Consider the following 13,503-nt stretch of genomic DNA (forward strand, 5'->3'; position numbering starts at 1 on the left):
AGGATGAAGAAAGCGGACGTAGGATTTGGAGTGATTGTATCGACAAGAGGATTTTTCAATCCAAAGCTGGCTTATGAAGGGAGGATGCAGCTTCTGGCTAAGCTGGGCGGCATGGGATACGAGACGATATGCCTTGACGAGTCCGAGACGAGATACGGTCTCGTAGAGACGATGGACGATGCCCAGAAGTGTGCAGAGCTGTTTAAGAAAAATGCAGAGAAGATTCAGGGAATCATCGTATGCCTTCCAAACTTCGGAGATGAGGTAGGAGTCGTAAGCGCCATTGACAAGGCAGGGCTGCATGTACCTGTTCTTGTACAGGCATGTGACGATGAAAGAGATAAGATGGACCTGGCAGGACGCAGGGACGCCTTCTGCGGAAAGATATCCGTCTGCAACAACTTGAACCAGTACGGCATCAAATTTACAAATACAACGTATCATACATGTGCCATAGACAGTGAAGTATTTACGGAAGATATCAGCAACTTCGCAAAAGTATGCAGGATTACCGCAGGTCTCAAGGGGCTTCGCGTTGCACAGATGGGAACGAGGCCGGCGGCCTTCCAGACCGTCAGGTATTCGGAAAAGCTGCTCCAGACGCTAGGGATACAAGTCATTCCGGTAGACATGTCGGAGATTATTTTTGCGGCAGAAAGATTAGAGATGACGGAAGATGTGGCCGCCGCGGTGGACAAGATCAAGTCATACGGGCGGATGGAAGAGGGCGTACAGGAAGAGAGCATAGTGAAGCAGGCTAAGCTGTATGTAACCGTAAGAGACTGGATGAGAGAAAACGACTGCAGGACCGGTACGATTCAATGCTGGGACTCCATACAGATCAATTACGGATGTGCGGCCTGTCTGACGATGAGCATGCTTGGAGAAGAGGGTATGCCTATGGCATGTGAAGTGGATGTCATGGGAGCAGTGACGATGTATGCCATGTATCTTGCGAGCGGGTCGCCTTCCGGATATCTGGACTGGAACAACAGCTACGGAGAAGACAGAGACATGTGTATAGGAATCCACTGTTCTAATTTTCCGAAGTCATTTATCAACGGCGATTTTGAAATCGGCAGCCTCGATATCCTTGGCAACAGCCTGGGCAGAGAAAACTGTTTTGGGGCTTGCAAGACTGTGATTGCCCCGGGAGAGATGACCTATGGAAAGATATCCACGGATGATGAAAAAGGAAGGGTAAAGATGTATGTCGGAGAGGGAAGTTTTGTGGACGATGAGATAGATACGCTGGGAGGTGTGGCAATCTGCAGAGTCCCTGGTCTTCAGCCTCTCATGGATTACATCTGCGGCAATGGCTTCGAGCACCATGTGGCTATGAACCGGGGACGTTCCGCGCATGTGCTTGCAGAAGCGCTCGGCAAATATATGGGCGTGGACGTCTATTGCCATGACGGAAAGGGTGCAGTAAGATGACAGATTTTGACAGCAAGCTGGAGAGGATAAGAGCGCTTCTTGAAAGACGTCAGGCAGAAGCCGTCGTAATTGCAAGGAGAGACAACTTTGCCTGGCTCACCGGAGGCGGCGAAAGCGGCGTCATATTGAATCAGGAGAACGGATTCGTCTATCTCATAGTCACGCGGAAGGAGAGAGCTGCCGTGGCCCTGCGTGCCGATGCAGACAAAGCAGAGGAGGAGCTCCTCAAAGGGCTCGGCTTTACCTTCCATATGCTTGACTGGAAATCCGCAGGAATAGAGGCGCATATAAGAAGCCTGCTGGAAGGGAAAAGGGCCCTGTCCGACATCCCTCTTACGGGCTGCACGTGTGATGCCGCGGCCATATATGAACTGGAATATCCGATGACGGAGACGGAGACAGGACGTTACAGAGAGCTTGGAAGGCTGACAGACATGATCATGGCCCGTACTGCAAAGCGTATGCGGCAGGGGATGACCGAGAATGAGATAAAGGCAGAAGTGCTCCACGCCTGTGCGGATTATGGCGCAGAGGTGGACGTACTGCTCGTTGGGAGCGACGAGCGGATTGAAAAGTACAGGCACTGTACGCCCACGGATAAAAAGGCCACACGTACGGTGCTGCTTTCACCGGTATTGCGGAAGTATGGGCTGCATTCCAATATCGCCCGTATGGTCTGCTTCGGCAGCGTGCCCGGGGAGGTCAGGAAGAGATATGACGCCGTATGCCAGATTCAGGCTGAAATCATTGCCGCAAGCCGGGAAAATGTAGCTTTCAGGAATATCTTCCGGCTGCAGGAGAAATGGTACCATAGACTTGGCTTCGGACAGGAATGGTTGGAACACGGTCACGGTGCGCCGGTCGGCTATATGCTATCGGATGCCTCTGTCCTGTACGATGAACACAGGTGCATGACATCCGGCCAGGCATATGAGTGGTATGTGACGGTAAGCGGCGCGAAGTCTGCCGAGCTTGTGATGAATACGGGCGGCAGACAGGAGATTCTGTCCATGACGGGAGAATGGCCGGAGAAAGCATACCGGACAGAAGGCGGGGCCGTCATAAAGCTGCCGGACATATGGGTGCGATAAATGCGCGTAGAAAAGCCGGGACGTGGTGTGAGACCGCCCCGGCTTATTTCTATTCTATCATACTTCGTGCATGCTGCAGGCTATAATGTGGTGAACAGATCCATAGACTGCCCCGTCATGACTGCAGGTGCATCACAGAGCAGATATACGATAGCCTTTGCCACATCTTCGGAACGTCCCATCTTAGCATCATCCTGCCCGACGGAGTGATTGTAAACCCTCTGCCCCGGCGTGTCAACGATTCCCGGGGATACGGCGTTAGCTCTAATGCCGTATTCTTGTGTCTGGATAGCGGTCGTCTTAGTCATAGTGATGATTCCGCCCTTGGCGACGGCATATGCTCCCATCTGGGAAGCGATGCGTCCCATACGGGAAGATACGCTTACGATATCTCCGCTGCGCTGTTTTATCATGACGGGAACGACTTTATTGATGCAGAGGAATGGTATGCGCAGATTCGTTTTTATAATCTGGTCCCACTGTTCTTCCGACCATTCCCATATTTTGATTGCCTGATGTTCTATATTATTGTAGATTTCCTTTGGATATCCGCCCGCGTTATTGACCAGGATATCTATTCTGCCGAACTGGTCTACGACAGTGTCAACCATAGACTGTACCTGTTCTCCGTCCGTCAGGTCTCTGGAGAGCGCGACGGCCTTTCCGCCTTTTTCTTCTATCAGCCGCACCGTCTCATCCAGATCGGACTGGGTTCTGGCTACAGCGGCTACGGTTGCGCCCTCTGCGGCTATGGCAAGAGCGGCGTCTCTGCCGATTCCTTTTCCGGCTCCGGTTACGATTGCAATCTTTCCTTCTAATCTCATAATAGTTACCTCCAAATATGATTTATATGGTCCGTAAGTTACGTTTGAAAAAGTCGATGGTCGTCGGATGAACATAACTGCTGCCGATTTCCCGGAGAAGGACAACATTCAGGCGGCCGTTCAGGTTCTTCTTATCCAGTTCGATTACCTCCGTGAGTTCCCGGAGGGGTATCCCGCACTCATAGGGAAGACGGTACTGTTTCAGAAGCTCAAGGAGCCTTCCGGCATTGCCGGGAGCGGTCAGTCCCTGCTCTTCCGATAGCTTCGTTATCTGGTACATGCCTATGGCGACTGCTTCCCCATGACTTTCACGTCCATAATTGTAGTATTGCTCAATGGTATGTGCCAGCGTGTGGCCAAAGTTCAAGAGCATACGTTCACCGGTATCGAACTGATCATGCTCCACGACGTTCCGCTTGATATCTACACAGCTGCTGATGATGGCAGGCAGCTCTTCTTTGAGATCTGCAAAAGAGCTGTGTGTCTCCAAGGTATGAAACAGGTCTGCATCCCGGATGCAGCCATATTTGATAACCTCTCCCATGCCATCGTTGATAAATCGTTCATTCAGGGTATCCAGCACGAGCGGATCTATCAGCACGAGGGAAGGCTGGTAAAAGGCACCTGCAAGATTCTTGCCCTGCGGCAGATCAACAGCGACCTTTCCTCCCACAGAAGAGTCTACCTGTGCAAGCAGAGAGGTGGGAAGCTGTATGAGATTTACGCCTCTCAGGTATGTAGCGGCGGCGAATCCCGCAAGATCGCCTATGACCCCGCCTCCAAGGGCGATTATCAGATCGCTCCGGGTAAGCCTGGCATTCAGCAGGGCTGAATATACGGCAGGAAGCGTCTTGAACGCTTTGGTAGATTCACCGTGGGGCAGCACAAGCTCGTGACACTCAAAGCTGCCGGACAAGGATTTTTTTAAACGCGCTCCAAAGAGGGGATATACGTTATCATCTGAGATGATCATAACCCTTCTGCCGGAAAACACTTCCCCAATATAACCGGAAGCTCTGTCCAGTATATTATTTTCTATATATATTGGATAACTTTTATCACCAAGATTTACATTTAACTTCATACATAACTCCGTAATCTTATAACGTTATATTTATATGTTCTTTCCGATAACTTTGGCAATCTGGGTCACTTCTCTGAGAAGCTCGTCATACTTCTGCGGTTTCAGCGACTGGGCACCATCGCAGAGTGCGGACTCTGGGTCGTTGTGCACTTCCACCATCAGTCCGTCTGCTCCTGCTGCGATAGCTGCTTTCGCCATCGGCTCCACAAGCCACCACTTCCCGCCCGCATGGCTTGGGTCTACGACTACTGGAAGATGAGTGAGCTTGCGCAGCACAGGGATGCTCTGCAGATCAAGCGTGTTACGTGTATATGTCTCAAAAGTCCGGATGCCCCGTTCGCACAGGATGACATTTTCATTGCCGGACGCCATGATATACTCTGCGGACATGATCCATTCTTCATAAGTAGCGTTCAGACCGCGTTTCAACAGGATTGGACGGTCGAGCTGTCCAAGCTGCTTGAGCAGATCGAAGTTCTGCATATTGCGGGCGCCTATCTGGATCAAGTCGACTTTATCGTTAAAGATATCAAGGTGTTCCGGAGACATAAGTTCTGTCACGATCGGAAGCCCTGTAGCCTCTTTTGCCTCACATAGAATCCGGAGCCCGTCAAGTCCCATGCCCTGGAAGGAGTAAGGGCTCGTTCTCGGTTTGAACGCGCCGCCCCTTAAGAGGTTCGCTCCAGACTCCTTCGCTTTTGAGGCTATCTCCAGAACCTGTTCTTCAGACTCTACGGAACAGGGACCTGCAATCAGGGCAAGGTGTCCCTGACCGACCTTCACTCCCGACACATCCACGACGGAGTCCTCAGGGTGGAAAGCCCGGTTGGCCAGTTTATATGGTTCCTGGACGTGCATTACTTTATCCACGGAAGAATCTACTTCAAATAACTTGGCATCTATCTTCGTTGTGTCGCCGATACACCCGATAATGGTCATTTCCTGTCCGACTACGATATGGGTGTCAAGACCTCTGCGCTTTACAAGATGTTCCACGCGTGATACATCTTCTTGTTTTGTGTTTGGTTTTAATACGATAATCATAATATTTCCTCCGGCTTCTATAAATAATGCTTCTGCATCCGTATGTATATATACTGTGATATATTCGCACTGTAAAATTTTAGTTGTTTAAAGTGTGAAATCATGATTAATACTATCGCATTCGTATAAAGATGTCAATATCTTTTTCAAATATTTTAAAAATAGCATGTGAAGTGTGATACAATTGGCTTAAAGAGGAGACTGGAGGGATAATATGGACAGGGAGAAAGAGAGAAGGCTAGAAGCGTTTGAAACGATGTACGAGGCAGTGAGGACAGAATATGACAGGATTCTAAAGAGGATGGAGATTCTCAAAGGAGACGGAAGAAATAAATCGGCAGAGTATAAGGAACTACTCGGCAGGAAGATGACGTATGGACGAATCCTTGACTTGTACAAAATATATGACTTATAGAAAGAGGCTGTGTGACAGATGATCAGGACATATCTTGCAGATATTACGCCGCTGCTGGAACCAGAAGCATATGAACATTGCTGTGGACTTGTGCCTGAGTGGCGAAGGAATAAGGCGGAACGGATAAAGCATAAGAAGAATAAGGCGCAGAGCATCGGAGCCTGGCTCTTGCTTGAGACAGCCAGAAGGGAGACTGGCGCTGATGCGTCACATGTCTACAATCTGTCTCATTCTGGGCGATACGTTTTGTGTGTGCTCAGCGATACGTCCGGTGCTGTCCGGGCCGGATGTGACATAGAGATGGTGAAAGAGGCAAGAATGGGTGTGGCACGCCGTTTTTTCTTAAAAAGTGAATATGAGAAGCTTCTGGAAGCTGAGGACAGGCCGGAGCTGTTCTATCGTTTCTGGGTGCTCAAAGAGAGCTTCATGAAAGCGACGAGGCTGGGAATGAAGCTCGGCATGGACCAGTTCGAGGTTGGGTTCGACAAAGACGACAGGCCGGTGCTTCTAAGCCAGCCGAATGCATATCAGGAGAAGTTCTGGTATAAGGAATATAATATAGAAGGAATTGACGCAAAGATTGCAGTCTGTACGACAGAGGAAGAGATTGCAGAGGTAGTGGAGATTGTTGATTTGACGCGCAGGCTGCCAGAGAGAGGGGATGTAGATGAAACAGCTGAAGACGAGGTGGACGGATAAGGTTGACAGAGACAACGTGCTTGCAGCGTACCCAAGACCATCGCTTAGAAGAAAGAGCTATGTGAATCTGAATGGAGTGTGGAATTATGCATTTACCGATGACAGAAAAAGACCGGAGGCATTCCAGGGACAGATACTGGTACCCTTTTCGCCGGAATCTGTGCTGTCCGGTGTCGGACGGCAGCTGCAGCCGGGAGAATATCTGTGGTATAGCAGAGCGCTGCCTGCCGGGGTGAAGAGGGAAACCGGCAAAAGGTGGATACTGCATATCGGTGCGGCGGACCAGTGTGCGGCAGTCTCAGTGAACGGCCTGCCTGCAGGCAGGAATGTGGGCGGCTATCTTCCGTTCTCGGCAGATGTGACGGATATGCTTCGTGACACGGATAATGAGCTGACCGTGCGGATACAAGATTATAGTGACCGTGCCTATCTGGCAAGGGGGAAACAGAAGCTGGACCGGGGCGGCATGTTTTATACGGCACAGAGCGGTATCTGGCAGACCGTGTGGATTGAGCAGGTGCCTGAGCATTACATAAGCAGTCTGAAGATTACGCCGTGGTATGACAAAGCGGAAGCAGAGGTGCTCGTCAGAACCCGGCGGGAGAGCGGGGTATCTGTCACCGTCAGCTCTGATGAGGGGCAGGGCTTTACAGTGGAAGGCTGGACGAACCGTCCCATCCGCATACCAATCAAGGATGTACACAGCTGGAGCCCGGAGGACCCGTATCTGTACAAGATTCATATATGTATGGGGGAGGATGAGGTTGACAGCTACTTTGCCATGCGTAAAATATCGGCGGAAAAGGACAGGAATGGTATTGTGCGCCTGTTCTTAAACAACCGCCCTTATTTCCAGAAAGGGGTGCTGGATCAGGGCTACTGGCCGGACGGATTGTATACGGCGCCGACGGATGAGGCCATGATATTTGATATCATGGAGATGAAGCGCCTTGGATTCAATATGCTGAGAAAGCATGTCAAGATAGAGCCTGAAAGATGGTATTACCACTGTGACAGGCTTGGCATGCTCGTATGGCAGGACATGGTGTGCGGAGGAGAGCCGTACCGGCACTCTTATGTCACCTATGCGGCCACGGTCATGGAACTGCTCCATATAAGGCCAAAAGACCGGTATTACCGACTGCTTGGAAGACGGGATGAAAAGAGCAGATCGAGGTTCATACAGGAAATGAAGGAGACGATCCACGCACTTTATAACCACCCTTCCGTAGTTGTCTGGGTTATCTTTAATGAAGGATGGGGGCAGTTCGATGCCAACGCGGTGACAGCAATTGCGCGACGGGAAGATCCGACACGGCTTCTGGATCAGGCGAGCGGATGGTTTGACCAGGGCGGCGGGGACTTCAGAAGCGTACATAACTACTTCTTCCCATTGAAAGTACGGCCCGGGAAAAGGGTGTATGCGCTTACGGAATTTGGAGGTTACTGCTGGAAGGCAGAGGGACACAGCATGTATCCCGGCCTGTACGGATACCGGATCTACGGCAGCAGGGAAGAGCTGGGAAAAGGATATGCCGCGCTTATGACGCGGGGAGTAGAGCCCCTTGTGGAAAAGGGGCTGTCAGCGTCCATATATACACAGCTGTCGGATGTAGAGGAGGAGGTGAACGGAATCTATACGTATGACAGAGAAGTGCTGAAGATAGATGAGAATATAATAAGAAAATGTAATGACAGGCTCGTCTTAAACGGATGAGAAAAGGGGACATCATACAGTTGACGTGTTTTCACCAATTTGTTAGAATGAAAAAGGGAAAAGCATAGGTTTATGAAGAAACATATGAGTTTACATACAAACGATAAGACCTATTAGGAGAGTATATTTTTACAAATTAAATAAGGAGGACAAGTCATGCTGGATCTAACATTTGGGGAGCAAGTCAAAATAATCTTAAGTCGTAAGGGAATGACGATCAAGGAACTCGCAGAAACTATTGAGGAACGCACGGGCAAGAAGATGTCACGCCAGAATCTGACGCAGAGGCTGGGACGAGATAATTTTCAGGAACAGGATATGCGTATGATAGCAGATATATTAGAGTGCCCGTTTACGCTTAGCATCCTTGAAGATAAAGACAGTCTGGAAAAGACCTCTAACTATAAAAATGAAGAAAAGAAAACGACTTCTCAACAGAAGCCGGAAGCCAGGGGGGACGAAGAGAAGGAAGACAAGCCTGCGGCAACTGAGCGGGATATTACAATCGGGGAACTTGTAGAGATACATGAGGAACTGGATGCCTTGATTGAAGAAGAGACGGGAGAGCTGCCGCCACTGGATACTCCGGTGGAGGAGCTGCTGGAAGAGGTGGCCGCCCTGGAGGCAGAAGGCAGTGAAAGAAGCGGTGGGGATAGGCCGGACAGGATACATGAGCAGGAGGATAAGAAATCTCACGGCTGGATATCATATCTGCAGAGGCGCAGGAAGAAGCCGGAGCAGTATGCCGCAGGAGAACGGGAATCTGAAGGTGGGGAGGATGCCCACGATGTGAGTGAAATATTCCCAGAGCAGGAGGACGCGTACGAGGAGGACGTGCCTGAGGCAGAGACGGAGCAGATGGAAGAGATGGATGCATCTTACGTTGACTACGATGGCGAGGAGGCCATGGATGAGATGTATGTAGAGCCCGAGGTGGAATATGACGACGAAGACCGGGTAAATGGCGACGTGAACCCGTACACGGGGCGGGAGTATGAGACGAACAGCGTACGGATGCACCCGAACAGGATTGGCTATGTGCAGGTGTATGACCGGGAAGACCACGCGTGGACAGATATGACGGAATGGGCGTTCCTCGGCTATCAGGAGCGCAAGAAAGCGCTGCTCGGCAAGGACTATGAGCCGCCAATCTATCTTGACTGACGTAAGGAAACGGAAAGGGAAGTGTGGAAGACAGTGAACTGGGAACAGCTGTTATCAACAAAAAGAAGCCGCGGAGCTTCGAATAAATATACGAAGTCTACAGACTTGAGAAGTGAATTTGAGAAGGACTATCACCGGATTATCGGCAGTGCCTCTTTCCGCCGGCTGCAGGACAAGACGCAGGTATTTCCGCTGGATAAGAGTGACTTTATCCGTACGCGGCTCACGCATTCTCTGGAGGTGTCGTCGCTTGCGAAGTCGCTCGGACAGAATATCGGAGAAAATATACTCGTAAATAAGAAAGATTCAGGCTTCACGGCCGGTATGAAGGAGGATATATGCAATATCCTCCAGTGCGCGGGGCTCATTCATGATATAGGGAATCCGCCTTTCGGCCATTTTGGCGAGACTGCGATACGGGAATGGTTTGAGCGCAGACTCCCTGTGCTTGCGTACAACGGCCAGCCGATAGAAGAGGTGCTGACGCCGCAGATGCGGCAGGATTTTTATAATTTCGAGGGGAACGCACAGGCGCTCCGCCTCGTGACGAAGCTACATTTTCTCGTCGATGAGCAGGGAATGAACCTGACGTATGCACTGCTTAATACGATTGTGAAATACCCGGTTTCCTCTGTCGGCATCCATAAAAGCTCGGGCAACATCAAGGATAAGAAGATGGGGTATTATTTTGCGGACGAGGATATGTATGAAGAGATTGCGGCGCAGACGGGGACGAACGGCCTGAGGCATCCGCTCACATTTATTCTTGAAGCGGCGGATGATATCGCGTACAAGACCGCGGATATTGAAGATGCGTTTGTCAAGGGCTTTATCACGTATCATGAGCTTCTTGAGGAACTTAAGGAGCTGGAGGAGCGCTGTACGGACGCGGCACAGCCTGCATTTAAGCCGGCCGGCAAGCTGGAGGGATTATACCGCAGAGGGAAGGAAAAGCATGTGAAGGATCCGGAGGAATACGCAATCAAGAACTGGATCGTTCGCGTGCAGGGAGTCCTCATCAGCTGCGCAACGTGCGGGTTCACTTCTAATTATGAAGCGATTATGGATGGCAGCTATACACATGATTTGTTCCACGAGACTTTTGCAGAAAAGCTGATGGATCTGCTCGGTGATATGGCGTTCAGGAACGTATTCACTTCAGAGGCCATCTATAGGATGGAGGTGGCCGAAGCCGCCATGATTGATTTCCTGATGGAAAAGTTCGTAACGGCGGTAATCCACTATGACGTTCCCGGGCGGGACCTGAATTCTATAGATATGCGTATGGTATCGTTCATCTCGAGCAATTATAAGAATGCGTACCATTATCACGCGGAAGGAAAGTCTGATGTCGAGAGGCTGTATCTGCGCCTTCTGCTCGTAACAGACTATATATGCGGAATGACGGACAGTTATGCAAAGAGACTTTATCAGGAACTGAAAGCGATTATTTAACATGTTTTACTTCCATTCGGAATAGATTGTGATAAATGAACTACGAATGGAAGTGAAATGTTGAAACGTTTTATACGCTATCTGTATGAATACGAGAGTGGAAGAAGAATGCGGAACGTTGGTTTCGTGAAAGTGGACCAAAGCGACGACGAATGCATCGTACATATACACGGAAAAGGTCTTCGGCTTGAAGGAGAAAAAGAGCTGACCATATATCTCTTCTATGAGAAAGAGAAAGAATGTATCGGATTGCCGCAGGGAACGGTGGAAAATGTGAATCCTGCGGTGAACTATCAGCTGCGGTATACGAAGGAGGATGTCGGCGAGCCATGTAATTATGACCTGATAGAGGGTATCATCATGGAGAACAGCTCGCACCGAAAATACGCCGCGGTGTGGGATGACATGCCTGTGAATGTAAATGAGATGCGCCTGTGGACTCCCGCAGACCTGTCGCAGGGGACGGAGCCGGAAGAAATGACGGAAATACCGGAAGAGCCGGATGTGCCGGATATTGAGAACGATAGGTCAGCACCGGTGCAGGAGGAAGAAGAGCCGGCCGGCGGGATGCCTGAGGAGGCAGAACGCAGGGAAGCAGCCGGTACCTTTCCCGGAGAGGAAGCAGCCGTCTCAGAGATGGAGGCCGCTGAAGAGGAGGAGGACGCAGAATACGGCAGCATTGAAGATCCGGAGGCTGCGGCAGAATCCACCGGAACGTTACAGATGGAGGCACTGGAAGAAACGGAAGTGAGAGAGACAGAATGCTGGACCAGTACAGACTGCAGCCCGTGCAGGGCGGCAGAACCCGTCAGGCCGGAACCGGACTGTCAGAAACAGAGCAAAAAATGTACAAAGATACAGCGGCAGGATATCGTGAATCTGCCACGCTGCGAATGGAGACTCTCCAATAACAGCTTCCTGCTCCACGGATACTACAATTACCATCACCTCGTCATCATAGAGGAAGACGGGAACATATGGCTCGGAGTTCCGGGCATCTACCATCCGAAAGAAGCGAAAGCCGCCGAGGCTTTCGGTTTTCCGCAGTTTATAAAAGCAGAAAAGCTGAATGTAGACCTAAGTGAAGATGAGAGAAATGACGGGGAAGAATTTGGCTACTGGTGCCGTCATATAAGACGATAAAAGTTAAGTTGGGGACGTAGTAAACTTCAAAAGGGTTACGTCCCCAATTGACATACGACCTGTACCTAAATGAGGAAAGGGGTGTACCCAAATGGACAGTATAGACGAAAAGTTTATGAGGGAGGCCATCAGACAGGCGGGAAAGGCGTATGCCCTGAACGAGACGCCTATCGGCTGTGTAATCGTATATGAAGGAAAGATTATCGGCCGCGGCTATAACCGGAGGAATACAGATAAGAATACGCTGGCCCATGCGGAGATTACGGCAATCCGCAAAGCGAGCAGGAAGATGGGAGACTGGCGGCTGGAGGGATGTACGCTGTATGTGACACTGGAGCCGTGCCCCATGTGTGCAGGAGCGATTGTCCAGTCCAGGATGGACAGGGTTGTAGTCGGCTGTATGAATCCGAAGGCAGGGTGTGCGGGTTCCGTTCTGAATGTATTGCAGACAGAAGGGTTCAACCATCAGACAGAGCTTACGACCGGTGTGTGCCAGGAGGAGTGCAGCGGCATGATGAAGACGTTTTTTAAGGAACTCAGACAAGCTAAGAAGAAAAAAGTGAATTAATTACGTAAGCTGACATGGCAGCACACAGAGGACCGGAAAGGCATATATGCCCTTCCGGTCCTCCTTGATGTTCTTATTTTACCGCGTGTACTTTTATTCTCTGGAAGGTCTCAAAGCAGGTACCGTCGGGCTGCTTTGCCTTACGAATCATTGCTTGGATTATATCATGCCTGAACCGGTCTTTCTTTTCAGCGGGTATGCACTGAAGAAAAGGAACGATGCAGGGCTGGTCTATCCATCTGATCATTTCATCTGTATCAGTGAAATACCTGTCGGCATTTTCTTCTTCTACATATACGCTGGAAAAGCCACCGTCTCTGATGAGCTTTTCATATTCCGCTCTTTCCGGCATGAACCATGGCCAGTCAAAGTCCTGGAAATATTCTTTAAAAATGTCGTCTTTCATGAGAGCACGTACGGTATGTATGAAATTTTCTGTCGTTCCATCGCCGGCAAAGTTCCACTGTATGATTCCACCTGGTTTTAAAGCTTTGTAGACATTACGGATAAGCCGGATGTGGTTTTTCACCCAGTGCAGTGCTGCATTTGAATATATGACGTCGAATTCATTCGTATAATCCATCTCATTGATGTCCATTTGAATAAAATCTAAATTGTCCCTTTTATTCTGCATTGCGGTCTGAATCATACCTTCGGAAGCATCCAGTCCTACAATGCGGCCATCCGGAACGAGCAAAGCAAGCTGATCCGTCAGGACACCGTCCCCGCAGCCCAGGTCAAGTATTGCTTCATTGCCATTAAGCTCCAGTTCTGCCATGAGCCTGCGTCCCCATTCCTTTTGATGCCTTGAGGCTTGCCTGTACTTCTTACCATTGAATTCAAACGTTCCCATATAGAAACC

General features: G+C 50.0%; 13 protein-coding genes. 9 read left to right on the top strand and 4 right to left on the bottom strand.

The genetic code is table 11. From position 1 onward, the window contains the following. The first annotated feature begins 3 nt into the window (after positions 1-3). Positions 4-1,437, top strand: a complete 1,434-nt coding sequence (locus HMPREF0980_RS07820) for an L-fucose/L-arabinose isomerase family protein (RefSeq protein WP_049728590.1) — start codon at positions 4-6, stop codon at positions 1,435-1,437. After that, entirely contained in the window at positions 1,434-2,528 is a 1,095-nt protein-coding gene (locus HMPREF0980_RS07825; RefSeq protein WP_049728591.1) for a M24 family metallopeptidase, read from the top strand. Before HMPREF0980_RS07820 ends, HMPREF0980_RS07825 begins: the two co-directional genes overlap by 4 nt. 80 nt (positions 2,529-2,608) lie before the next feature. On the opposite strand, the gene HMPREF0980_RS07830 is transcribed toward HMPREF0980_RS07825, so the two are convergent. Genes HMPREF0980_RS07830 through aroF form a run of 3 tightly spaced genes read right to left on the bottom strand, consistent with a single transcriptional unit; the run spans position 2,609 to position 5,480 of the window. After that, a complete protein-coding gene (locus tag HMPREF0980_RS07830; RefSeq protein ID WP_049728592.1) occupies positions 2,609-3,352 on the bottom strand; it encodes an SDR family NAD(P)-dependent oxidoreductase in 744 nt (247 codons plus the stop codon). Positions 3,353-3,374: 22 nt separating this feature from the next. Beyond that, a complete protein-coding gene (gene aroB, locus HMPREF0980_RS07835) occupies positions 3,375-4,436 on the bottom strand; it encodes a 3-dehydroquinate synthase (RefSeq protein WP_049728593.1) in 1,062 nt (353 codons plus the stop codon). Positions 4,437-4,466: 30 nt separating this feature from the next. After that, on the bottom strand, positions 4,467-5,480 hold the full coding sequence (gene aroF / locus HMPREF0980_RS07840; protein WP_049728594.1) for a 3-deoxy-7-phosphoheptulonate synthase: 1,014 nt from the start codon (positions 5,478-5,480) through the stop codon (positions 4,467-4,469). A gap of 214 nt (positions 5,481-5,694) precedes the next feature. Here aroF and HMPREF0980_RS07845 point away from each other — a divergent pair, with 214 nt between their 5' ends. From HMPREF0980_RS07845 to tadA, 7 genes are all read left to right on the top strand, one after another. After that, positions 5,695-5,895, top strand: a complete 201-nt coding sequence (locus HMPREF0980_RS07845) for a hypothetical protein (RefSeq protein ID WP_049728595.1) — start codon at positions 5,695-5,697, stop codon at positions 5,893-5,895. Positions 5,896-5,913: 18 nt separating this feature from the next. Continuing rightward, positions 5,914-6,594, top strand: a complete 681-nt coding sequence (locus tag HMPREF0980_RS07850; RefSeq protein ID WP_084002705.1) for a 4'-phosphopantetheinyl transferase family protein — start codon at positions 5,914-5,916, stop codon at positions 6,592-6,594. Then, the gene (locus tag HMPREF0980_RS07855) at positions 6,563-8,311 is read left to right on the top strand and encodes a glycoside hydrolase family 2 protein (RefSeq protein ID WP_049728596.1); all 1,749 of its coding nucleotides are present in this window, start codon (positions 6,563-6,565) and stop codon (positions 8,309-8,311) included. Before HMPREF0980_RS07850 ends, HMPREF0980_RS07855 begins: the two co-directional genes overlap by 32 nt. Before the next feature lie 156 nt (positions 8,312-8,467). Then, positions 8,468-9,475 (top strand): hypothetical protein, encoded by a 1,008-nt coding sequence (locus HMPREF0980_RS07860; protein ID WP_049728597.1) that lies wholly within the window; start codon positions 8,468-8,470, stop codon positions 9,473-9,475. A 33-nt stretch (positions 9,476-9,508) separates the two neighbouring features. Next, positions 9,509-10,930, top strand: coding sequence for a deoxyguanosinetriphosphate triphosphohydrolase (locus HMPREF0980_RS07865; protein ID WP_049729167.1), 1,422 nt, complete (start codon positions 9,509-9,511; stop codon positions 10,928-10,930). A gap of 60 nt (positions 10,931-10,990) precedes the next feature. After that, complete coding sequence (locus HMPREF0980_RS07870; RefSeq protein WP_084002744.1) at positions 10,991-12,073, top strand: DUF6128 domain-containing protein; 1,083 nt, start codon at positions 10,991-10,993, stop codon at positions 12,071-12,073. 91 nt (positions 12,074-12,164) lie between these two features. Then, positions 12,165-12,641 carry a tRNA adenosine(34) deaminase TadA gene (gene tadA / locus HMPREF0980_RS07875; RefSeq protein ID WP_049728599.1) on the top strand — a complete coding sequence of 159 codons (477 nt, stop codon included), beginning with the start codon at positions 12,165-12,167 and terminating at the stop codon, positions 12,639-12,641. Between the two features lie 73 nt (positions 12,642-12,714). Here tadA and HMPREF0980_RS07880 read toward each other — a convergent pair whose 3' ends face one another. Continuing rightward, positions 12,715-13,494 (bottom strand): class I SAM-dependent methyltransferase, encoded by a 780-nt coding sequence (locus HMPREF0980_RS07880; RefSeq protein ID WP_049728600.1) that lies wholly within the window; start codon positions 13,492-13,494, stop codon positions 12,715-12,717. Positions 13,495-13,503 lie beyond the last annotated feature (9 nt).

This window comes from Dorea sp. D27 (assembly GCF_001185345.1).
Lineage (GTDB): Bacteria > Bacillota > Clostridia > Lachnospirales > Lachnospiraceae > Extibacter.